At 58.2% G+C, this 23,574-nt stretch carries 12 protein-coding genes and 1 tRNA gene; 7 read left to right on the top strand and 6 right to left on the bottom strand.

What is annotated here, in order from left to right:
* Nucleotides 1-22: 22 nt before the first annotated feature.
* Both CA51_RS03850 and CA51_RS03845 read right to left on the bottom strand, forming a co-directional pair.
* Nucleotides 23-1,255, bottom strand: a complete 1,233-nt coding sequence (locus tag CA51_RS03850; RefSeq protein ID WP_231745986.1) for a polysaccharide biosynthesis/export family protein — start codon at nucleotides 1,253-1,255, stop codon at nucleotides 23-25.
* 264 nt (nucleotides 1,256-1,519) lie between these two features.
* The gene (locus tag CA51_RS03845; protein WP_145117953.1) at nucleotides 1,520-2,623 is read right to left on the bottom strand and encodes a hypothetical protein; all 1,104 of its coding nucleotides are present in this window, start codon (nucleotides 2,621-2,623) and stop codon (nucleotides 1,520-1,522) included.
* A 445-nt stretch (nucleotides 2,624-3,068) separates the two neighbouring features.
* Between CA51_RS03845 and CA51_RS03840 the strand changes: the two genes are divergently transcribed.
* The 3 genes from CA51_RS03840 (at nucleotide 3,069) to CA51_RS03830 (ending at nucleotide 9,302) form a co-directional block, all read left to right on the top strand.
* A complete protein-coding gene (locus CA51_RS03840; protein ID WP_145117951.1) occupies nucleotides 3,069-3,725 on the top strand; it encodes a hypothetical protein in 657 nt (218 codons plus the stop codon).
* A 204-nt stretch (nucleotides 3,726-3,929) separates the two neighbouring features.
* Nucleotides 3,930-6,629, top strand: coding sequence for an O-antigen ligase family protein (locus tag CA51_RS03835; RefSeq protein WP_197451579.1), 2,700 nt, complete (start codon nucleotides 3,930-3,932; stop codon nucleotides 6,627-6,629).
* 318 nt (nucleotides 6,630-6,947) lie between these two features.
* Nucleotides 6,948-9,302, top strand: a complete 2,355-nt coding sequence (locus tag CA51_RS03830) for an exopolysaccharide transport family protein (protein ID WP_197451578.1) — start codon at nucleotides 6,948-6,950, stop codon at nucleotides 9,300-9,302.
* Nucleotides 9,303-9,386: 84 nt separating this feature from the next.
* On the opposite strand, the gene CA51_RS03825 is transcribed toward CA51_RS03830, so the two are convergent.
* A complete protein-coding gene (locus CA51_RS03825) occupies nucleotides 9,387-10,064 on the bottom strand; it encodes a 3-keto-disaccharide hydrolase (RefSeq protein WP_145117944.1) in 678 nt (225 codons plus the stop codon).
* A 278-nt stretch (nucleotides 10,065-10,342) separates the two neighbouring features.
* Entirely contained in the window at nucleotides 10,343-11,905 is a 1,563-nt protein-coding gene (locus tag CA51_RS03820) for a sigma-70 family RNA polymerase sigma factor (RefSeq protein WP_145117942.1), read from the bottom strand.
* A 501-nt stretch (nucleotides 11,906-12,406) separates the two neighbouring features.
* Between CA51_RS03820 and CA51_RS03815 the strand changes: the two genes are divergently transcribed.
* The 4 genes from CA51_RS03815 (at nucleotide 12,407) to CA51_RS03795 (ending at nucleotide 21,040) form a co-directional block, all read left to right on the top strand.
* Complete coding sequence (locus CA51_RS03815; protein ID WP_145117939.1) at nucleotides 12,407-15,373, top strand: type I polyketide synthase; 2,967 nt, start codon at nucleotides 12,407-12,409, stop codon at nucleotides 15,371-15,373.
* A gap of 25 nt (nucleotides 15,374-15,398) precedes the next feature.
* The gene (locus tag CA51_RS03810; protein ID WP_145117937.1) at nucleotides 15,399-18,638 is read left to right on the top strand and encodes an aminotransferase class III-fold pyridoxal phosphate-dependent enzyme; all 3,240 of its coding nucleotides are present in this window, start codon (nucleotides 15,399-15,401) and stop codon (nucleotides 18,636-18,638) included.
* 116 nt (nucleotides 18,639-18,754) lie between these two features.
* Nucleotides 18,755-20,089, top strand: coding sequence for an EF-hand domain-containing protein (locus CA51_RS03800; RefSeq protein ID WP_197451577.1), 1,335 nt, complete (start codon nucleotides 18,755-18,757; stop codon nucleotides 20,087-20,089).
* An 87-nt stretch (nucleotides 20,090-20,176) separates the two neighbouring features.
* Nucleotides 20,177-21,040, top strand: coding sequence for an alpha/beta hydrolase family protein (locus CA51_RS03795; RefSeq protein ID WP_197451576.1), 864 nt, complete (start codon nucleotides 20,177-20,179; stop codon nucleotides 21,038-21,040).
* A 205-nt stretch (nucleotides 21,041-21,245) separates the two neighbouring features.
* Here the strand turns inward: CA51_RS03795 and CA51_RS03790 are convergent.
* Both CA51_RS03790 and CA51_RS03785 read right to left on the bottom strand, forming a co-directional pair.
* A tRNA-Gln gene (locus tag CA51_RS03790) sits at nucleotides 21,246-21,317 on the bottom strand.
* A gap of 137 nt (nucleotides 21,318-21,454) precedes the next feature.
* Nucleotides 21,455-23,377 (bottom strand): TlpA disulfide reductase family protein, encoded by a 1,923-nt coding sequence (locus tag CA51_RS03785; protein WP_145117933.1) that lies wholly within the window; start codon nucleotides 23,375-23,377, stop codon nucleotides 21,455-21,457.
* Nucleotides 23,378-23,574: the final 197 nt, after the last annotated feature.

Here is a 23,574-nt window from a genome sequence, read left to right as displayed (position 1 = left end):
GGCTTCCTCAACAACTAGCGACCTAGTTGCTGAACAGTTCGCGAATACCATAGGTGAAGAAGGTCACGAGGCTGAAGTTGACCAGTTCCTCGCATGGTTTATATCGCAGGATCAGCGTATCGCCCGGCTGGATCATCAGCCGTTCCGACTTGTCGTTAAGCGCCTTGTTCAGGTCGACCGAGATGTTGAACTGGTCGCCGTAGGGAGTTGTTCGCATCACGTACAACTGGGTCGGCGAGGCACCTGCAAATCCGCCGCCCAAAAAGCCTCCGCCTCCTTGCGACGGTCCCGAACTACCAAGCCCTTGGCCGGCGATCGCCATCGCACCCACGACGTCCAAATCGTAGTCGCGAGGAATTGGGAACTGGCCTCCGGGCAGCAGCCCGCCGGTGTAGAAGACTTCGGTATCGCGAGCTTCGACGACGACGATGTCGCCCTCTTCGAGGATGATGTCGGCCGGTTGCAGATGAGGCATCTGGCCCGGGGCGACTCGCAACGGGATGCGAATCGCCGTGGGGTCGTAGTCTTCGTTCGGGTTAAAACCGGAATAACAAGGATCGTGAGGCATGCAGCCGCCGTAGCAGTCGCCAGCAACCATCCCATCGGCTCCCATCATCCCGGGCATCACCATCATCGGCATCCCATTGGCGTCGAGCTGTCCGACGCGGTTCGCCTTGAGAATCTTGACTTCGTTTTTGGCGTTCAGTCCCGGCAGACCGCCGGTTTGCGCCAGAGCATGCATCACGTCGTTCTTGTAGGCGGGCAGGTCCAAGGTGTAGCCCGATCCCGAGCGCGAAGCACCACCGACGATGCTGCCTTGGCTGCCGCTACCACCACGGCCACCGCCGGGCAGCGCCAACGAATCGTCTTCGTCTTCGCGAATCACGATCACGCGGTAGGTGCGTTCACGCATCAGCGAGACCAAGATCCGATCGCGTCCCTCTTTTAAGATGTTCCGGTCGACGACATACGCCTTGCGGATCGCCGCCTCGACCTCCGTCAACGTCATACCACGCACCTGGATCGGATCGACCAGTGGCAACGGCAACGTGCCGTCGTCGCGAATCGGAATCGGATATCCAACCGCCGGCGGCAGATCGCTGCCAGCTTCGGGAAAGTGGACCGGCGGAGCGGCTTCGGTTTGATCCGCGCCCGCTTTGGGCGGCATGATTCCTTCGATGTAGATCCCCAGGATATCGCCTTCGTCCAACAGATAGTGCGGAGGCGCTTGTTGCCGCAGAATCGAGAGCGGCACAGGGACTAAATTGTTACGACTTTGCCCTCGCATCTCGGGGGGCAAATGCCCAACGGGAGTTCCCGAAATGGGCGACATGATCGAGGTACAACCGGTTGCCGACAGAACCAGCAGGCTCGTGGCGGCAAGCCAGTTCCAACGAGATAGGACAATCGAACTTCGATTTTTTGTTAGGACACACATATGACTACAATCCATTGCGCGGTGTGTGGGTGAACAGTTGGCGGGTCGTTTCCATACGACGCCACAACCAAATTTGGGGGCTTATTTCGATGTGTTCGCGGCCTCGCTCCAGCGGGCCGACGTACGGATGACTTGCGACAACGGCGATTCCTCCAGCGTACGTGTCAGAATCATCCCCTCGGAATCCTGCGCACCGTCGTTGCGATGGTATTGAATCGAGGTTCGTTGCGCCGTCGTGGGCGCTGCGGAAGCAGCAGGCATTGCAGAAGCGGCAGACATCGCCGGAGGCACCGCAACAACAACGGGATAAACCGCCACACGGTCAGCGTTCTGACGCGAGACCGGCGGCTGCGCCGCACGAAAAGTTGTCGAAGAAGCTTTTCGGGATGTGGCTTGCTGGACCGATGGCGTGGAGACGGTTGGATGCTTTGGCGGCTGGACTTCTCGGACCAGCATCGGCATCACCTCGCTTACCGTTTCGTGCGAAGCCGCTTCGATCGAATATGATTCAAGCACGCTGTTGTGGGCCCGACGCTTGGAAGCGGGCTGCGACTGCGGCTCGGGAACAAGCTCAGCCGGCAGGACCGCTGTCGCTTCGCTCTGCCCAGGCTCGGCTGCCATCTCGGTCGCGCCACAACATGCAGCTGTCGAAGCCAGATGATCGACATGATGGTACTGGGCCATCAGATGCGCCGGAACGCTCGCTCGCCACCACAGATGACATCCCTGTTGCTCGGCCGCTGCAGCGCCTTGCGGATAGCCTTCGAACCAAGCTTGATCGCGGCAAGCTGAGTCAGGGGAGCGAAAGGCCCCGGTCAAGCAATTTGTGTTGCGTGGTGGAAAGACGGGTGGACATCCATCTTTCCCCGAAGCGACATCGACGAAACCGTCGATAAATCCGCGTCGAACCGCGAGCGTGTTGCAATGTTGTGAGTAGCAACTGGCGTACTCTTTGCTCCATACCCGCCGAGCCATCATCCGCGCCCGGGTCAGATGCAAGCTCTCGTTGATCGAACAATCGCAGGAAGAAAACACTCCCTGAAAACTTGCACAACCGCTCAGCGAACTCGTCAGCAGAAGCACACCGACAACAAACCAGTGGCACCACATGATCCGGGAGCCAGTGCGAATCCTCGGGCGGTGATCGGCCGGGTGATCCCAACCACTGTCATCTATACCATTCATTGCTTCCTCCTTGAGAACTCCGTCGTATCGCCGATAGCGCGAGATCGTGCGTCGGTCCCGCAACAAACGGGAACCGTCGAGATCGCAAAAAATTTCAGTGCGATCGGGGCGCCGAGTCCTCCGCGGACACCACCCGTGCGGAATAGGCTTCCACCCAAAACACGGAACAGCTTCGGCTTAGGGACTATCTTCGATACAAAGAGTCCATTTGCCTACGTTTTCTTTGCCTGCAAGGATTTCCGGAACGATCGCCATGCAGCCCCTAGAACGCAAAAGATCCCCAGCCTTCCAATCATCGCCCGGTTTGGCTTTGCCACGGCAAGCTAGGAATACTAGAACAAATACCAAGCTTGCCTATTGATCGTCATCTGCGCAGACCATACACTTGCGTTTTCTATGCATCCAGTTTCTTCACCTTCGACCGTATCAGTGAGGATTGAGTCAGATGAAACGCAGAAAGTTATGCACGGGGCTGTTAGTGATTGCCTTTTCCACGCATCAAGCTTTTGGAGTGGTTGGATCCCAGCTGCACCAAGACGACGCCCCACCGCTCCCCGACGGGGAACCAGCCGTTCTTATGGAAGACCAGCTTGAGCCGAATGAGCCAGCTGATTTAGAAGGGCTTGCCGCTGCGATTCTGCAGCTGCAGACCGACATCGAAAACGACGATCAGCCGTGCGATGACCTCCTGTCGCGGCTCGATGAATTGCAAACCAGCCTAACTAGTCTGGTTGTTCCCGAACCGCATCAAGTGCAATACGAGCAATTGATCGTCGATTCCAACGCCATCCGCGGGCAACTACCTTGTGCCGGTGAAGAGATCATCATCAGCGAAGAAGAGATCCTCATCGAGGAAGAGTTTGTCGACGGATGTTGCCAACCGACCTTGGGTGGCGCACCGATCGGCGGCAGCGGATGTTGTGGCGGCGGCGGAGGCGGTGGCGGGTTTGGTGGCGGTGGGCTCGCCGGCCTAGCCGGCTTGGCAGGCCTGGCCGCGATCGGCAGCGGCGACTCGGGCTCCAAAAATCGTGGCAAACCCAACGGCAATGTCATTTCCAAACGCTATGGGTATGGCTACGGATACGGCAGCTACGGCTACTAGTAGATGCTCGTCACGCCAACACGAGACATCGTTCTCTCAAAAGTGCGCGATCGGCGGCACTGCTTGCCGCGGTCGTTGCACTTGTTAACCGCGTATTGACTTGTTAGTCGCGCAGCGATGGCTGCACTTCAAACGTCACTTCGATCTGTTCCCTCTTTTACTCTCCCACACAACCGTTCAATGTCGCGATCCAATCGTTCAAGCTTGGCAAGCCGAACAAGCAACGGCAACCGCAGCAAGTCTTGGGCAGAGATTGGCAGCCCGATCTGCCAAGTCGCGATCTTGGGGTTGCTGGGCTATTCGGCTTGGCGATACGGCGGTGCGGAATTGCCAGTCCAGTGGCAGCTTGCCGTTGGACTGAGTATCGCAGCGGGGTTTGGATTGACCGTCGCCGAATCGCGTGAAACGATCCCACGGCCACGCGCCGGATTGTGCGGTCTCTGCTTTCTCTGGCTGCTGTGGGGCTGGATCCAAACGTTTCCGCTGCCGGTGGCGATCGCCGATGCGGTCTCCCCCGGTGCAGCGGAAACGCGGACGGAGTTCTCGCCCACTCCCGAACCTAGCGATGTTTCAACTGCCTTGGCCAGCGAAGATTCTTCGCAGCGCAAGCGAACGATCAGCATTGTTCCAGCGGCCAGCCGACTCCATTGGAGCGTGACCGGACTGGGGATCGCATCGCTGGTTCTTGGCAGCACTTTGTTTGTGACCAAGCAGGGGCGATTGATTCTGCTGACTGGGATCGCCGCCAATGCGGGAGCGATTGCAATCTGGTCGGTCATGCAACGCGCCACGGGATCGTCGCAGGTGGTCCCGGGGATTGAACAGGAGATCTTCAACGATGCGTTTTCGACGTTTCACTATCGCAACGCTGGAGCGGCTTACCTGCTGATCGGCTTGGCTGCGGCGATCGGCATCTTGATCTGGAACCTCGCCGAAAAACAGCTCTGGAATTTTGGTAGCTCCAAATCATCTAGCAGCTCATCATCCTATAATCGCAGCGGCTACTGGACCGACCTGCCCGTCGTCGGTTCGATCGCCTTGTCGCTGTTGATTTGCCTTGCCGTCCTCCTCTCCTTATCCCGGGGCGCGTGGATCTGCGGCTCGATCGGACTCCTATTTATTGCCGCCACCGGCTTGCGATCGGTTGGCTGGCGAGCGATCGCGGCACTCTCGGTTTGCACTTTGCTCCTGATCACCGCAGCTACGTTCTGGGTCGCTCAGAACCAACGGATCGAAGACCGTTCATCCGATCTCGCGGTGGGACACATCACTGCCGACGATCGGTTTTCGCACTTCTGGGCGGGGTTGGATGCGGCCTGGCACTATCTGCCTACCGGATCGGGAATCGGCACCTATGGCTTTGCTCACCTTCCCTTCAAGCATCGCGATACGCGTTCGTGGTATGAAAATGCCCACAACCAATATCTCGAGGTGATTACCGAAAGTGGCGTGATTGGAATCGCGATCGTCGCGGCGGGAATCGTTCTGTTGGGGCGTCGTTCCTGGAAGACTTTCACGCAAAGCAAGGATCCCAGCAAGATCGGCATCGGCGCGGCGGGCTGCATTACTTTGATCGCAGTTGCGGGGCAGGGGGCTGTCGATTTTGTGATCACGTATCCCGCGAACATGATGGCGGCAGGCCTCCTTCTAGGCGCCGTTTGCGGTTGTGAACCGCGTCGTTCCATGAGTCGGTTCGACGTCGCTGCGGTGGCCCCCAACAAAACCTCCCTGTTGGCCAGCCCCGCAGCGACAAGCCCTCTCGCCTGGCTTTTGCTACTGACCATTCCGCTGCTGCACAGCCAATATATTCTCGGCCGCGAACTCCACGCCGACCGGATATTGGTTGCCACAACGCCTCCCGGTGAAACGGTCATACCAACAAGATCCGAATGCCTCAAAAACAGTCGGCAGTTGCAACAACTGACCGCCGAAATGCCCGATCATGCGGTGGCGTGGGAGCATTACGCTTGGTGGCAATCCGCTGAACTACGACTTCACAACCTCGCCCGCGAAGCGGCAAATCGCGATCTGTCTTCGGGCGTCATCCCAACGCATCAGCAATGGATCATCCAGTCCCCGCTGGGATGGTTCGAGACGCTGATTGCATCCGCTCCGCAACAGCAAGCTTTGCTCCGCGATCGCTTGGCTCCATCGGAAGCCGAGCTCCGCATGCTGCGTTCCGCGTCGGAATCGCTTCAGCGAGCCAACGTCGCCAATCCATTGATCCCACAGGTGCATTTAAGTCGCGCCACGTTGGCTCCTTGGATCGGCGAAGCCTGGCAGCCCCACGCCGCACGTCTGACGCGACTGGCTCCCAGCAATCCCGAACAACTCTATTTGGCCGGCCTGCTGAACTATATGGCGGGCGAACAAGCCCCAGCGATCGAGGCGTGGCGACGTTATCTAGCGATCGCTTCGCCGCGGCGCGATACGATCATGCAACTCGCATTACAGCAATGGGATCTACCGACGATTGCCAACCGGTTGCTACCCGCCACCCCGCAATTGTTGCTTGCGATCACGGGCCAGACGATGCGTGATGAATCGCTTGCCGAACTGACAACGCTGTGCCGAAACCGCTGCCTGCAGGTAATCGAATCGGATCCAGATCTCTCGCCAGCCGAACGCCACGCCAGTTACGCCCAACTGGCTCAGCTCGATTCTCAACCACAACAGGCAGCCGAACACTGGGAAAACGCAACTCAAGCCGCTCCTAAAAACATCGACTACCGACTCCGCTTAGCCTCCTTGTTGCTGCATCTAGGCGACACTCGCTCAGCACAAAAACAAGCGTACGTTGCCAAAGCTCTCGGCGGCAACGGTCAACAAATCGATTCACTGATCGCAAAGATCCAAGTCCAGCGCACCCGTTCGACGTCCGGCGATGGAAAACCACCGCGATAGAACATACTGCCGTTGAATGGCCGACCAGACTTCTCATCGAGAGCTTTGTCCGGACCGGCAGATTGATGTGACCTTCAACTCACCGCGTCTAGACTTCAACTTGCATTGAACTCACTCGGACTTCTAACAATCAATCGATTATTCCCGCCGCAGACAGCTTTTAACGCTTGCCAACGCACACACCAAGGTTAACATAACAAACGAACCGCAACGCAATGCCCCCCTCCACACACGACGGCATCGTACCACTGCCGGATCAATGGACACACGGCGCGCCACAACTATCGAAACGATCGCTCTATGCAGACGAATCACCCTATGAATGAAATGACACTTCCCGCCGAAGGCATTACCGATTCGCAACCCGGCGACATGACGCGGATCTTGCGTCGCCGCTGGCCATTGCTGATGTTTGGTTTGGTCGTCGGACTTGGGATCGCGTTTGCCTATCATCAGAACGCCAAAGATGTGTTCGAATCGAGCATGGAGATCTTGGTTTCCCAACGCGCCACCGAACTGATGACCAGCTCGGGTCCCGACGGCCGCAGCTTCGACGCCAACGTCGTCCAAGCCGATTTGCTGGCGACCCATATCGCGTTGCTCGAAAGCCCAATGATCCTCAACGACGCCATCGAATCGGGCAACCTTTCGGACCTCGATTCATTTGTCGCCGCCCGTCGCGAAGGCATCTCGGCTCTCGGCTTGCTGAAACAAGATCTGAATATCAGCCGAGGCGGATCGGGGGACGCTGAAGGGGCGAGCGTGTTGCAAGTCTCTTTCCAAAGTGCCGACCCCGAAGATGCTCAGCACGTTCTCGAGGTGATCTACGAGCGTTACTGCCATCACGTCGAATCACGGACACAAAATGTGGGTCAAGAAGCGGCGACGTTGATCAATCAGGCTCAATTGACCAATGAGCAAGAGCTACAACAGGCGACCCAAGCTTACACCAACTTCCTTTCGACTTCGGTCGGCATGTTCGACGGCGACCAATTGCAAAGTGTGTCCCACAATCGACTTCAGTCGATCGAACAAGAGCTGGCCAACGTGCGTTCGCAGCTGACGTATGCAAAGTCGAAACTCGAAACGATCGCCGAAATCCAAGCCGAAGACGTCGAACACCAGCGCACCGATATCGAACGCTTGGCGTTGTTGAACCCACGCGATACCGAGCGTTTGCGATTTTTCATGGATGTCGCCAGCGGAGATCCCAGCGGATCGGGGGCGTTGCGCGATGATCCACAGCGAACGGCGGCGCTCAATCTGGAACACACCAAAGTTCTCGGCTTGATGCTCCGCGAACAAGCATTAACCGCCGACTATGGCGACGACCATCCGCTCGTTCAACGCGTCCGCGACGAACTCGCTTCGGTCCGCCAATACATCCGTGAAAAAGCTCCTGAGGGTATCGAAGAACTGGTCGCGTCCAATTTATCCCCCACCGAAATCCTCGACGCATTTTCGACTTTACTGAAAAACGATGTCAAAGAACTCACGAAACAACTGGCTCAACTGACCGAGGAAGCCAAAGCGGTTCGCGTTGCCGCCAAGGAAGTCGAATCGGAATATCTCGAAGGGACCGCGTTAAAGGCCAAGATGACGCGTGCTCAACAGCGATACGACGTTGTCATGGAGCGGCTGCAGGAACTGGAACTCACATCCGACTATGCGGGCTACACGATCGACCTACTTTCCCCACCGGGACTTGGCAGCTTGGTCTGGCCTGTGCTGGCGAAGATATTGCTAAATGGTGGCTTGGCGGGGCTGTTGGTTGGCGGCCTGCTTGCCTTCTGGGCCGAACATGCCGACCAGACTTTTCGCGATCCCTCCGACCTACAGCATTCGCTCAATGCCTCCGTGATCGCACATGTTCCACGTTTCGTGGTGACCCGCAAAGAGAAGAAGGCAGCCAAACAATCTGCGATCAGCCCGCTGTGCCGCACGGTCTTCGCACCCCATAGCGTCGAATCGGAAGTCTTGACGATGGCGCGGACCAGTCTGTTTGTCCATGCCGGGCAAACCAACGACAACGTAATTCAAGTCACCAGCCCGATGCCCGGCGATGGCAAGTCGACGATGACAGTCAATCTCGCCGCGGCAATCGCCAAGGCGGGCAAACGCGTGTTGTTGATCGACGCCGACCTTCGCCGCCCCACGCTCTACAAGTTGCTTGGTACCCAAAACGCAAATGGTCTCGCCGAATATTTGATGGGAGACGCGGGGCTCGACGAAGTTGCAGTCCCATCGGAGATCGAACGACTCGACTTCATCTCGCACGGGCACCACGCCAGCGAACCGGCGGAACTGCTCGAGTCGTTTGCATTGGAACGGTTGATCGCCGAAGCCCGACAAGAGTACGACTTTGTGTTCATCGACTCACCACCGCTGTTGGCCGTTGCCGACCCATTAATCATCGCCTCTCTCGTCGACTCCGTTCTCTTAGTCGTCCGAGTCCAAAAAAATGGTCGTCGACCGGTCGAGCGATCGCGCGAACTGCTCGCTTCCAACAAAGTCAAAGTTGCGGGCGTTATCGTCAACGGTGGCGAACGAGCCGACAAACACTTTGGCTACGGTGAATACGTCAAACCGTATGAATATGGCTACGCGACGCAATACACCCGATCGTATGCGTCCAAGCCAAGCGAACGCCCCGTCGCGTCGAGCAGCGTGTGAGTCGACCGGCCCGCGCGGAGACGGCGCAAAAAAAATGCCGCCGTCAAAGACAGCGGCCTATCGAGCGATCGCAACGCGGCGCGACTATTTGCCCGCGAGTTCTTTGATGCGGATATTCCGCCATGCAACTTGGTAGGGACCTTTGTCTTTGCCAATCCCGTGAACTTGCAGACCGATGAAACCGTTGGAATGCGTTTCAAAGATCGGTTCGTCGGTAAGGTCTTCGATCATCTCGCCGTTGATCCAAGTTTGGATCCGTGGTCCGTTAGCGACGATTCGGTATTTGTTCCAACCATCGTTGTCGAAGTGGTCGTGTGGCTTCAGTCGTTCCGCTGGAGTCAACCAACCGCGGCCGGTTGCTTCACCATAGACGTAACCTGCTTCGGCCGGTCCGCTTTCGATTTCAACTTGCGGTCCGTTGACCCGACCGAAACCCTTTTTATTGTCCGCTTGTTCCTTCGTTTGGGAACGAATTTGCACTCCGGAGTTCAACCCCTTGTCGACCTTCACTTCGAACTCGAGTTCAAAGTTGCCGTAGTCTTTGTCGGTGCACAAAAACGAATTGGGGCTGCCGACAGCGGTTCGGCCGACGATCGTGCCATCTTCGACAGCATAGGTTGCCGTCCCATTTTTCTGGGTCCAACCGACCAGCGACTTGCCATCGAACAACGATACCCAACCGTCATCAGCGGTGGCGGTCGAAGGAGCAACGCTGCAGGCGGCAAGCATCAAGAGGAAGGCGGAGGTGAACAGTTTTCGCATGATGGAAATACTCTTGTGTTGAGGAAATTTAAGGGCGGTCGATGCGTCGCCCGCGTTTGCAGAAGCTTCCGAGTCGCAACTCAACAACCTCGGCGCGAACGACGTGAAGACCATTGTGATGGATGGAACCTGGCAATCCAAGACAGTAGAAAAAGAAAGCGGCCACGTCTGCGATGTTGTCCCACAAGCAGACGTGGCCACGATCCGGGAAAGGAGAGTTGGCGAGAGGACGTGTCAGGTTGAACCCACCTTACCGATTCTCGTTGTTACTCCACTCCTTACTTCGACGCCGATTGCTCGACCAGGATCGGATCGATGCCATCGACAAAGCTGATTAGCGAACTGGAGCGATACGGTTGTTGCAGCTTGCGAACCGCTTTGCTTTCGATCTGACGCACGCGTTCGCGAGTGACTTGGAAGATCTTGCCGACCTCTTCCAAGGTGTAAGTGTAACCGTCGGCCAAACCGTATCGCAGACGCAAGATTTCGCGTTCGCGATAGTTCAACGTCTCCATCGCTTGTTCGATCTGTTCCTTCAACGCTTCGCGATTGGTTTCGTGCAACGGATCATCGTCGCGATAATCTTCCAAGAACTCACCAAACGCACTGTCCTCGTGATCGCCCAACGGTTGATCCAACGAGAGCGGCTGACGGCTCATCTTCAAGATCACGCGAGCATCGTCCAACGACAATCCTGCTCGATCGGCGATCTCTTCGGCCATCGGTTCGCGACCGAATTCCTGCACCAGATCGCGAGTGATCTGACGGACTTTGTTCATCGTGTCGATCATATGAACCGGCACGCGGATCGTACGGCTCTGATCCGCGATCGCTCGTGTGATCGCTTGGCGGATCCACCACGTCGCATACGTGCTGAACTTGTATCCACGAGCGTGTTCAAACTTGTCGACAGCTCGCATCAAACCGGTGTTCCCCTCTTGGATCAGGTCCAAGAAGCTGAGTCCACGGTTGCGATACTTCTTGGCGATCGAAACCACCAGACGCAAGTTGCCCGCCGACAACACTCGCTTTGCTGCATCGTAGGTTCCGCGGTGCATTTCGGTTCGCTCCACGCGACGATTTAGCGTCGCCGAGCTCTCGAACGTCATCCGCATCAAATAATGCAGTTCCTTGCGAAGTTCAGCGTGCGATCGAACGCCGGGGGTGTCTTCCACCGAAGGCTGCAACAATTGAGCTTGAATCTCTTGCATCCGCGAATTGATCTCCGCCAATTTGTCGAACACCGGTTGCAGACGGTTGGTGCGAAGATCCATCTCTTCGACCAAACGCACGATCTTGTTGCGGCGTTGAACCAGTTTCTTCCAAGCCGCCCGACGGACCTCTTCGCTGTTGCGGAGACTGATCGCGGTATAGAAGTCGGCTCGATTGAGCGACAACAGATGGCGGATCGTTTGCACGTTCGGGCCGATGCGACGCAAGATGTTTCGCTTGCCAACCGCGTTGGTCACGCTGACTTCGATCGTTCGGTCGAGTCGCAATTGGCCGTCGCGAACCTGTTCCAACAACTTGCAAGCACCCTGCAGAACAAAATCGGTAGCCAACATCCAGTGGCGATAGCGTTCGCGAGTCGATTCGATGTTGATCGCCGCCTCGACTTCTTCATCGCGAGTCAGCAACGGGATCTGCCCCATTTGCATCAGGTACATTCGCACCGGATCGTCGATCGTATCGGTTTCGACTTCCGCAACCAGATCGCCGCTGTCGTCGCGATCTTCGTTCTCTTCGCTCAAGTCGTCCGATTCGACGCGGCTGGTGAACTCATCGCTCTCGTCGATGAATTCCAAATTGTCGTTTCGGCTGCGGGTGCTTTTCTTCGCCATGGTGTTTTCCTCTCTCCCGGTGCGTTGGATCGTGTGTGGGACGCAGGGTGACAAAAGCACGCTGGATGCCAGACGACGGGAACAGAGCGGATCAAGATGCTTAAACACCGATCCTGTCACGACTTACGAAAAAGCACCAGCGTTTGGCAAAGAAATTGGCCGATGCGCCCACGCAACAGATGAGGTTGCGATTTCTCAACATCTACCCACCATGGTGCCCCAACGCATCACCTAGTTCACGGCTGAAGAGCCCAGGCCGCCAGCGAACCACCCCCTCAATGGAGTACCAACAAAACCGGAATCACCCGCTTATTCCGAAAAAGCGTGGCGATCCCTTCTGTTTTTCCAGGATTACCATCGCCGGAGTCCCCAAGTGAACACATCGCAGATCGAGCAGAGGATTCTAGAACGCAGCCGACCACTCTTAATCCGCACGCTCCGCGAACCGGTTTAGTGGCGGTCGATTCGCCCCCACGATTGCGTAAGGATCCACAACCACCCATGAACAACGCCACGGAACCAACATCCGCTGACACCACAACCGACAGCGTCGCCATCATCGGTCTCGCCGGGCGGTTTCCTGGCGCCGACGATGCCCCAACGTTCTGGAAAAATCTGGCGGCGGGACTCAGCGGCGTAACCGACGTTCCGGAGGGGCACAACCCGAACAGCAGCCTGCCGTCGCATCCGAATTACGTTCCGCGAGCCGCGGTCGTCAAAGACGCTGACTTCTTCGACGCCCAGTTCTTCGGCATCTATCCCAAGCAAGCTGTCGACATGGATCCGCAGCATCGCTTGTTCTTGGAGATGGCCTGGCACGCGATGGAAAACGCCGGCTACGTCCCCGATGCAGCTCCCGGCCGCGTCGGTGTCTTTGCCGGCTGCCACATGAACACCTACATCTTCACACGGCTGGCTGCCGATGCGGAGTTCCGCGAGTCGCTGGCCGATTCGTATCCCGGCGGCAGCTTGACCGCGGAGATCTCCAACGACAAAGACTATCTCGCCACGCGAGTCGCCTACCAGTTGAATCTACGTGGACCAAGCGTCGCCGTTCAGTCAGCTTGTTCGACTTCGCTGGTGGCGATCTCGCAAGCTTGCGAAAACTTGATGGCCCGTTCGTGTGACATGGCGATCAGCGGCGGAGTGACCGTCACGTTTCCGCAGCAGCAGGGATATCTGCACACCGAAGACTCGATCCTTTCACCCGATGGATCGTGCCGCACCTTCGACGCCGACGCCTGTGGGACGATCTTTGGCGACGGAGTTGGCGCCGTCGTGCTGAAACGGTTGAGCGATGCGATCGCCGATCGCGACGACATCTATGCCGTGATCCGCGGCTGGGGAGTAAACAACGACGGCGGCGACAAAATGGGCTACACCGCACCGAGCGTCTCCGGACAATCGACTGCGATCAAACTGGCCCATCGCCGCGCGGGGATCACCGCCGATACGATCAGCTACGTCGAAGCTCACGGCACCGGCACTCTGGTCGGCGATCCGATCGAAGTCAACGCGCTCACCGAAGCGTTTCGCGAGACGACCGACAAGAAGCAGTTCTGTCGGATCGGATCGCTGAAAACCAACGTCGGGCACCTGGATGTCGCGGCGGGCGTCAGCAGCGTGATCAAAACCAGTCTGTCCCTGCGGCATCGCCAGATCCCGCCGATGCTGCATTTCAAATCGCCCAACCCCAAGATCGATTTCGCCAACAGCCCCTTCATCATCAACGACAAACTGACTGATTGGGAATCGCCGACGGGGCCGCGCCGCGCCGGCGTCAGCGCCTTTGGTGTCGGTGGAACCAATGCCCACTTGGTGATCGAAGAAGCTCCCGCTTCCGAATCGCTGGCGTCGCCGCGTCCCTGTCATCTGATCCGACTATCGGCTCGCTCGCTGGCAGCGCTCGATCAAATGAGCGACGACTTGGCGCAACACCTTGCCGACAACAACGACCTGAATCTGGCCGACGTCAGCCACACGCTGCAAGTTGGCCGCAAGACGTTCCGCCACAAACGTGTCGTCGTTGCCAGCGATCTGCCCGAAGCGGTGGAATTGCTCCGCTCGCGCAGCCCCAAGCAGGCGCCGACCGTCGACAATCGCGCCACCGCGACACCGATTGCGTTCCTGTTCCCCGGCCAGGGATCGCAGCACATCGACATGGCCCGCGCGCTCTACGAAACCGAACCGGTCTTCGCTGAACATCTCGATGCCTGTGCAGAATGCTTGACGCCGCATCTGGATCTCGACCTTCGCACTCTCGTCTTTCCCGCCGCTGACGCCCCGCCGACCGATCGCTTGGATCAAACTGAAATCGCCCAACCGGCGCTCTTCATGATCTCTTGGGCGTTGGGGAAATGGTGGCAATCGTTAGGCGTCCAGCCGACGACGCTGATCGGGCACAGCGTTGGCGAATTCGCTGCCGCCGCCTTGGCCGGCGTGATGTCGATGGAAGATGCCGCTCGATTGGTAGCCCTTCGCGGCCGGTTGATGCAGTCGCTGCCAGCGGGTTCGATGATGGCGGTCCAATTGTCAGAAGAGCGTTTGCAGCCGTTGCTGCCAGAATCGCTCGAGATTGCGGCGATCAACGGCCCCGCGTTCTGTGTCATCTCCGGTCCAAGCGAAGCCGTCACGGCTTTCGCCGCCGAGATCGAAGCGGGCCGACACGGCGAAGGCATCGCCTGCCGCACGCTGCGAACCTCCCACGCATTCCATTCCCGCATGATGGACGCGGCGATCGAACCGTTCGAACAGGAAGTCCGAAAAATCGAGTTGCATCCGCCGACGATCCCGATCGTTTCATCGGTGACAGCGCTGCCGATGGATGCCGCCACCGCGACCGATCCGGTCTATTGGGCGCGTCAGATTCGCGAACCGGTTCGCTTCTCCGACGCCTTGGCCGCATTGATCGCACAGCATTCGGGCGACTTGGTCCTCTTGGAAGTTGGCCCCAACCAAGCCTTGAGCACCTTGGCGCGGCAGCAACCGCTGGACACCAACCGCCAACATGTGCTTTCGTCGTTGCCTCATGTCAGTCAGGCGGCAACCGACGCAAGGTTTACGGTTACAACGATTGGACGGTTGTGGCAACAAGGCGTAACGCTCGATTGGACAAAAGTCTACGCGGGCGAATTAAGGTCGCGATTACACTTGCCTATGTATCGCTTTGAACGCCAACGGTATTCGTTCGAAACCGACTTGCAGCGTGGCAAAACCGATCGCGAGCAGAACCCTGCTGCGTCGACCGAAAAGCCAGCGACATCGGCTCCCGAACCACAGCCACAACCGGCGCCGCAACCGGCGGTGGAAGTGGCTGCCGAACCGCCGGTCGCCCAACAGGCCGCCACAACGGTTCCGCAACAACCTTTACCAACTCACACGACCAGCGTTGCCCAAACGGTGATCCAACAGCAGATGCAGTTGATGAACCAACAGATGACGCTGCTAAACCAAATACGACGCACCTAATCAAAGAACTGTCTCGAGAATAGCAATGGATCGACTTGACCCCGGTTTTACCCACGTTGAAAACACGCTTTCGACACTGCTGCGCGAGCGGACCGGTTATGCAATCGCAGATCTCGATCGCGACGCGACCTTCATGGAACTCGGCTTCGATTCGTTGTTCCTGATCCAATTGAGCCAAGAGATCAAGCAGCGGTTTTCGGTCAAGGTCTCGTTCCGCCAGTTGATCGAAGAGGTCACGTCGGTCGATGCGTTGATCGCCCACTTGGTCGATCAAATGCCTGCCCCCGCAGCAGCTCCCGCTCCCGAAATGCCGGCACCAGTCACCCACCCTGCCGCCGCAGAACCAGTCGCGGAACCAACACCACAACCGGAACCTGTGGCGACACCTGCAGCCCCGGTGGTCGAAGCACAACCAGCCGCGCCGACGGCTCCTGTGGTTGCCGCGGTAGCGCCGCCGCAACCCGCCGCGGCGATGATCCCAACGCCACCGCAACCGTTGCCAGCGACACCCGTCACTCCGATCGCAGCCCCTGCCGCACCGGTCACCTACAGCGGCCCCGTGGCCAGCGTCAGCGGAGTCGAACAGATCATCCTGCAACACAACGCATTGATGGCTTCTCATTTGGCGATGCTCACCGGGCAACCAATGCCCGCCAGCCCCGTGATGCCGGCGGCAACGATTCCCGCGCCGCAGCCCATCGCGGCGCCGCAGCCCGCATCACAACCGATCGCCGCCGCACCGGCAGCCCCCGCCCCGTCGCCAACTGCCGTCGACGCCGGCGCCAGCCAAAGCTGCGCGTCTAACAACGGGCAAGCTTGCGCTAGCGACGCTCCCGCGGCGATCGCCCCGGCTCCCAAGCCTGTCAACAAATTCGAACGCTTTGGTCCCTACAAACCGGTTCGCAAAGGGACCAACAACGGTTTGACCGACCAACAGCAACAGCACCTGAATCAATTCATGGACCGCTTCACGCGGCGGACCGCCAAATCGCGTCAGCACGCTCAAACGCACCGCGATCACTTTGCCGATCCGCGCGGCGTGGCGGGATACCGCCGGATCTGGAAATCGATGGTCTATCAGATCGCTGTCGAACGCTCCAAGGGTTCCAAGCTGTGGGACATCGACGGCAACCAATACGTCGACATCGCGATGGGCTTCGGATTGAACCTGTTCGGCCAATCACCCGACTTCGTCACCAAAGCGTTGCACGAACAATTGGATCGCGGAGTAGAAGTTGGCCCGCAGTCGGCGATCGCTGGCGAAGTCGCTCAATTGTTGTGCGACTTCTCGCGAAAAGAACGCGCCACCTTCTGCTGCACCGGCTCCGAAGCTGTCATGGCGGCGCTGCGATTGGCCCGCACCGTGACCGGCAAATCGAAGTTCGTCTACTTTAATAAGGACTACCACGGCAACTTCGACCAAGTCTTGTGTCGATCCAGCCGGATCGGCGACCGCCGCATCTCCTCCCCCGCCGCTCCCGGAGTCCCTCAAACGTTTGCCGACAACGCGATCGTGCTGGATTACGGAACGCCCGAAGCCCTGCAGGTGCTCGAACAGCGATCCGATGAGATCGCCGCGGTGCTGATCGAACCGGTCCAGAGTGCCGATCCGTTTTTGCAGCCCAAGGAATTCCTGCAAGCGATTCGCCGGATCACTCGCGAAAAGAACATGGCGATGATCATGGACGAAGTGATCACCGGATTCCGAGCCGCTCAAGGCGGAGCTCAAGAATGGTTCGATGTCTGGGCCGACATGTCGACCTACGGCAAGATCCTCGGCGGCGGAATGCCGATCGGCGCGTTGGCCGGTTCGCGAAAATACATGGATGCCCTGGATGGCGGCACGTGGAAGTTCGAAGACGATTCGGAACCCGAAGCCGACATGACCTTCTTCGCCGGCACATTTGTCCGGCACCCGCTGGGCTTGGCTGCGGCGCATCAAGTGCTGATGAAGCTGAAAGAGGAAGGGCCCGCGCTGCAACGACAACTGACCGACAAGACGACGCGTCTGGTCCAAACGCTAAACGCATTTTTTGAACGCGAACAGTTCCCGATCCGCGTCGCTCAATTCGCTTCGCAGTTCCGATTCATGTTCCCGCCCGATCTGGAATACGCCGACATGTTGTATTTCCACATGTTGGATCGCGGCGTCTTCACTCGCGGCTGGGGAGACAACTGTTTCCTCTCGACCGAACATTCCGATGAAGATATCGCGCACGTGATCAATGCGGTTCAGGAGAGCTGCTTGGAGATCCGCCGCGGCGGTTTCTTCCCCGATCCCGTTGCCGCGTCGGACGTTTGCGAGTCCGACGAAAAAAAAAAGTCGATAGCGACGCAGGCTAGCAGCGTCGCTTTACCAGCGGTCAGCTCGCCCGCCAGCGATTCTTGGATCTCGACGCTCGTCGAGATCCAGCCCGAAGGGGATCGCACGCCGCTGTTCTGCACTCCCGCCGCCGATGGATTGACGATGATCTATCACGCGTTGGCCGATCATTTGGGAGAAGACCAGCCGCTGTATGGCTTAAATTCGCCCGGCGTCTTGGGGCTGCCGATCGCCGATACGTTGGAAGAGTTTGCCGCCGGATTGGTGCGGGAAATTCGCGAAGTCCAACCGCACGGCCCCTATCTATTGGCCGGCTATTGTTCCGGCGGCACTGTTGCGCTCGAGATCGCCCAACAATTGACCGCCGCTGGCGAACAGGTCGCGATGCTCGCAATGATCGAGACCTACAACTGGCTGACCGCTCCATCGACCAATCCGACCACGGCGACGAAACTCAGCTACGGCCGCCAACGCGTTGAATTCCATTTGCGGAACTTCCTGCTGCTGAACTCGCAGGAAAAACGGCTGTTCCTGTCGTCCAAGCTCCACTCGCTGGGCGTCCGCACCAAGGTTTGGCGGGGTTCGATCGCGCGATTGTTCTCGAAAAAGAAACCGCGGCGGATCGGGGCGACCGTCAACATGGCCGATCTGTGGCGACAGCACGACGCGATTTGCGAAGCGTATGTTCCCAAGCCCTACCCGGGGCGGATCGTCCATTTCCGGCCCCGCCGCGATTACAAATGCCATCTCGGAGCGGAACTGGAAGCTGTCGAAGGAGCGGAATATCACCGCATGGAAGCTTACCCGGCCGGCCTGATGGTCGATCCGTTTGTGCGGCAATTGGCAGTGAAAATCGAGCAATCGATCGACGAAGGGCTCGCGATGCTGCAACCGCCGCAGAGCACTCCCGCCCCCGAATATGCAGCCATCGGCCAGCAATAGCGAATTCCTCCGCCACAATTTCGGAACTCTGCGGCCCGACCAGGGTTAAAATCGGTGGCGCCCTGCGCCTTGGTTGTGGGATCGTCCAGTTTTTTGTTGCCCTTAGGATTTTCAGCATGTTCTCTCGACAAGCTCTCATCGGTTCGTTGGCTTGCCTGCTCGCCATCATCGCCTCCGACGGATGGTCTCAACCGCCATTTGGTCGAGGCGGTGGCGATCGTGGTGGGGACCGCGGTGATCGAGGTGGTGACCGCGGCGGGCGTGGTGGCCGAGGCGGAGGCGATCCCTCCAGCTTCATCGACCGGCTCGATCGCAACGGCAACGGTATGATCGATACCGATGAAATGCAGGGCCCCGCGAAATACATGATCGACCGGATGGCTCGCGAGAATCCCAAGATCGATTCGTCCAAACCGATCTCGTTGGACGCGTTGAAACAGGGATTCGAAAAGATGCGCGGCCAGCGTGATTCGGGGCGCGGCAGCGACCGTGGCAGCGATCGCGATCGCGGAAGAGACCGCGACCAAGAACGCCGCGAAGTCGATGAGGCGATGGAAGTCGATCAGCTGGTGATGGGGTTCGAACCCGAAGCTCCCGCCGATCCCGTGCCAGGATTTGGTAGCGTGGGTGAATTATTTGCCGTCCGCGTGACTCCCGGCGATGAACGAACCGCAGCCGAACGGATGGGACGCTACGACCGCAACAAAAACGGCTACCTCGACAAAGAGGAGATGAGCGGAAACTGGTTCGGCAATCCGCTGGACTTCGACCGCAACGGCGACGGCCGCCTTTCCCCCGCGGAACTTGCCGTCCGCTACGCCCGCCGACGCGTGGCCGAAGAGGAGGTGAAGGAGGAACGTAGTCGCAGGGAATCGAAGCGCGAACCGGAAAAGAAACCGGCCAGCGACGAAGATCCCTTCGGCGGCCGGAAATCCTATCGCCGGATCGCTGCCGAATCCGATGCTGGCCTGCCCGGCTGGTTCAATGAACGCGATAGCAATCGCGACGGGCAAGTCATGATGGCCGAATACGCTTCGGTCTGGAACGACGATCTGATCAGCGACTTCTTCAAATTCGACCTCAATTCCGATGGCGTGATCACCGCCAGCGAATGTTACAGCGCCGTCGAATCGGGAGTGTCGCCAGGAAGCAGCGTCTCCAGCAGTTCCAGCACGTCGTCCCGTTCGGAGTCCGCGATGACGTCGACCACCAGCAAACCGGCCGCCGCGGCAACGCCTGCCGCCGCTGGTTCCGGCGCCGCGTTGGATCCCAAATATGTTGGCTATGCCAAACGGATCATCGAACGCAGCGACAAGAACAAAGACGGCGTGCTGACGGCGGCGGAATGGAAGGACATGCTGTTGGACATCTCCCCCGCAGACGCCAACAAAGACGCTCGGATCACCGTCGAAGAATACGCCAGCTGGTTGAAGGCGAAGTCGACGCGTTAAGCCGGCCGAAGCGGTGTATTACTCAAAGAGACGCCCCGTCGATCTGCGTTTAAGCTACCGATTCGCCGAGCAATTTGGAGTTTTCAGTTGCGTGCACGGATTACGTCCATCGTTTGGCTCGTCGCGGTCTGCGGAGCCGGCTTGGCAGCGGGATCAAACGGCGATCTGATCACTCCTGCGATGGAAGACGGTTCACCCGCGGCTGGTAGACGAGTCCGCCAAGTCGCTGCGGAATATGCTGGCACAAACGTCCATCACGCTTTGTACCTGCCCGTCGATTGGAAGCCTGGCGGCCGATATCCGGTGATCGTCGAATACACCGGCAACAAATTCCCGCCGTCGCATTCCACCGGGCAAGTGAAAGATGCGAACCTCGGATATGGGATCAGCGGTGGCGAAGGATTCATCTGGGTAGTCATGCCCTGCGTCGCAGCTGGCGGGCAAGAGAACGCGGTGACCTGGTGGGGCGATCGCCAAGCGACGGTCGACTACTGCAAGACGAACCTGCCTCGCGTGTGCGCTGAATTCGGCGGCGACCTCGAGAATCTGTTCATCTGCGGATTCTCACGCGGCGCGATCGCGGCTAGCTACATCGGACTCGCCGATGATGAAATCGCCAGCTTTTGGAAAGGGATGTTCACCCACGACCACTTTGACGGCGAGCGGCAATGGAATTATCCCGACAGCGACCGCGAATCGGCGCTGCAGCGATTGGCCCGCCTCCGCGGCCGCCCCGTTTTAGTCAGCAGCACGCGGGCCAGCGCGATCCGCGACAACTACTTGATCGATCATCTCGACCTGGCCGCGTTCACGTTCCTCGACGTGCCGACCAAACAATTGTTCGCGATCCCCGAAGGTCCCTATCTGCATCCACACATGGACCTTTGGATGCACCGAGAGAGTCGCTATCGGCAGCAGGCCCGCCAATGGCTGCAGCTCGCACTGCAGTAGCTGCCAGCCTGCGCGACGACCGCGAAAAGCCGCAGGGCAGGGGAGTGCCCACGCGAAACGGAAGCGATTGCGACGGAGAATCTGAAGCTGGGAGCCGCTTTCCGCAGCGATGGTGCGACGCGCCACGGAGCGGAACTGCATAAAAAAACCCCAGCAAAAGCTGAGGTTATTCGGGCTTGCCGGCAAGCGGCTCATCCAATCAAAGTTGCCCGACTAGGACTTGAACCTAGAATGATGGAACCAGAATCCACTGTGTTGCCAATTACACCATCGGGCAGTTGATCGAGCCGCAGCAAATCGGCTGCAGCTCAAACTCTTTCTCAAAGGGCGTCGCTTGGTGTCGATCGCTTCGGCACCAAGCACTCCTTCGGTCGACTAAGCTAGAAAACTTGGGGCTACTGGTCAAGTATCCGATCAGCGAACGATACTCTTGATTTCGTCTTCCAATTCGGTCGCGATCACATTTGTTTTGGCAATTTTGCCCTGCTTGTCGATCACGATTGTCGTCGGCAACGTTTGTACGCCCAAAATGTTCGCCAGCGGGCTCGATTCGAGTCCTCCTTCGTCGAACAATTGCGGCCAGTTCACGACCGACGCGTTTTCGCGAAGGTAGTCCTGCGCCGACGATTTGACCGTATCGACGTTGATTCCGATGAACTCGACGTTTTCCTTAGCGTATTGAGCCTGCAACTTGCGGAACAATTTCATGTCCTGCTTGCATGTCTCGCACCACGTGGCCCAGTAATGGATCACGACCGGCCGACCGCGGTAGCGACTCAGATCAAAAGCACGGCCATCGATCGTGGTTCCTTTAAGGGGCAGCGTATTGCCGATCGCATCGAGCCGGCGAATCGCACCTTGCGCCTTGGCGGCTTCGGGGGACGAAGCAAAGTTTGCGATCACCTTGCCATACCAAGCGACCGCAGCCTTGTCTTCGTTCTCGAACTCTTTGCTGAGCGCCAGATCCATCATCGCTTTGGCCGATTCGTCGGAGGTTGGATATTCGGCGACGAAATCGGTCAACGCTTTGATCTTCTCCTCCTGAATCTTGGCAAAGTCGGCATCGGGCTTCTGCAGCTTCAGGCCGTAATCGGCGTTGATGTATTCAAACGTCACAAACGCAGCGAGCTCTTTATTGGCTGCGGGAATCGAACGACGCAGCCGATCCAGCCGGACCAATCCGTTTTCGTATTCGCCACCGTGGATCGCCGCACTGATCGTTTCAGCCATCTGGCGAATCCACATCCCCGATTCGTTGGCATCGCGAGCGCTGGAGATCAACGCCTCCAAAACCTTGGCTTGGTCGTCATAGAGAGCCGACTTGGCCGCGGCCGAACTCGCCGATCGCAGCTTTTCCTCGATCGACTCCATCTGAGCGACCAACTTTTGCATGCTCTCGTTCCCAGCCACGCTCTCGGCCGGCATATTAGGCGCCGCGCCAGGAGCCGAGAAGAAAAAGCCGCCGTTCTGAGCAACCCCTTCATTATTGTCCAACAACTGAGGGACATCGATCACGCGCCACGCGTTGCCGACGCGAACCAGCGTCCCAACCAACAACTGGCCCGCTTTTCCAGCGGTATCCCCTTCGTACATCGCGACGACATTTTCATAGACCAGCAGATCCTGGTCGGAGTCGTTGCTGACCACCTGAGTCACCGCGCCGGGCTGCGAAGCAATAAAGTGCTGCCACTTCGCTCCCGAACCGATCGAGGTCTGTTTATTGACAAGCGTCTGGAATCCCGACTTGGCGTCGCCCAGCTTGCGTTCCAGTCGCCCCGACATTTCGCTCGGCAGATCGATCTGGTCCAGCTCGGCCGAACTTAACATTAGACGGTTAAACCGCTGAGCGTCTTTGGTCGCGATCGCGCGGATCAACTCCTGCGTCGTCTCTTCGGCTGAGATCGATTTCCACGAATCGACAGTGCCATCTTCGTCTTTGTCGATTCCCCAACGCGAACCGGCGGTTCCGAGCCAGCGATACTGGTCGGCTTTGCCATTAAAATCCGAGTCGATGTCGCGATAGACTTCGACGCCACCGAGGTAATAGCACCACAGGTCGATCTGTTTGTCATTATTAGTATCGGCGAACCGACGCAGCTTCTCGCCCGAGGGGCCCAACACATACCATCCCGCCCAGCCGGACTCTTTCGTGCTCTGCACCCGGCAATCGGCGATTTCATCGGCTTTCACCCGAGCGTAATCGACATCCTTTTGCACCGGGGAGATCGCATCGCTGAGGGCATCTTTTGCACTCGGGTCCGCAGCAACCGAGCTGCCGGCAAAAAAACATAGGCCGATCAGCGATGCCGCCGTCCTTTCAAAACAACTCTTAAACATAGCGATTCCTTTGTTGGTCGCGCGTGACTTCAGTTACTCCATCGCTTGAATTTACCGAGAAATGCAACTTCATGGGAATGTCGATTCAAGTTGCTGCCACTAACCGTCCGATAGTTACAGCATCGAGTTTGAACGACGAACGCAAAGCAACTTGTGTTCCATTTTTCAAATTTGATGCGAAGCCCGTTTGACAGCGG

It is taken from the genome of Rosistilla oblonga, assembly GCF_007751715.1.
GTDB classification, from domain to species: domain Bacteria; phylum Planctomycetota; class Planctomycetia; order Pirellulales; family Pirellulaceae; genus Rosistilla; species Rosistilla oblonga.
The sequence above is the reverse complement of the archived record's forward strand: the minus strand, read 5'-3'. Positions and strand labels throughout refer to the sequence as shown.

Bases quoted from the DNA above. Each gene is read 5' to 3' on its own strand.
- CA51_RS03800 (WP_197451577.1), top strand. From the start codon at position 18,755: ATGTTCTCTCGACAAGCTCTCATCGGTTCGTTGGCTTGCCTGCTCGCC.
- CA51_RS03840 (WP_145117951.1), top strand. From the start codon at position 3,069: ATGAAACGCAGAAAGTTATGCACGGGGCTGTTAGTGATTGCCTTTTCC.
- CA51_RS03845 (WP_145117953.1), bottom strand. From the start codon at position 2,623: ATGAATGGTATAGATGACAGTGGTTGGGATCACCCGGCCGATCACCGC.
- CA51_RS03810 (WP_145117937.1), top strand. From the start codon at position 15,399: ATGGATCGACTTGACCCCGGTTTTACCCACGTTGAAAACACGCTTTCG.
- CA51_RS03820 (WP_145117942.1), bottom strand. From the start codon at position 11,905: ATGGCGAAGAAAAGCACCCGCAGCCGAAACGACAATTTGGAATTCATC.
- CA51_RS03830 (WP_197451578.1), top strand. From the start codon at position 6,948: ATGAATGAAATGACACTTCCCGCCGAAGGCATTACCGATTCGCAACCC.
- CA51_RS03785 (WP_145117933.1), bottom strand. From the start codon at position 23,377: ATGTTTAAGAGTTGTTTTGAAAGGACGGCGGCATCGCTGATCGGCCTA.
- CA51_RS03825 (WP_145117944.1), bottom strand. From the start codon at position 10,064: ATGCGAAAACTGTTCACCTCCGCCTTCCTCTTGATGCTTGCCGCCTGC.
- CA51_RS03815 (WP_145117939.1), top strand. From the start codon at position 12,407: ATGAACAACGCCACGGAACCAACATCCGCTGACACCACAACCGACAGC.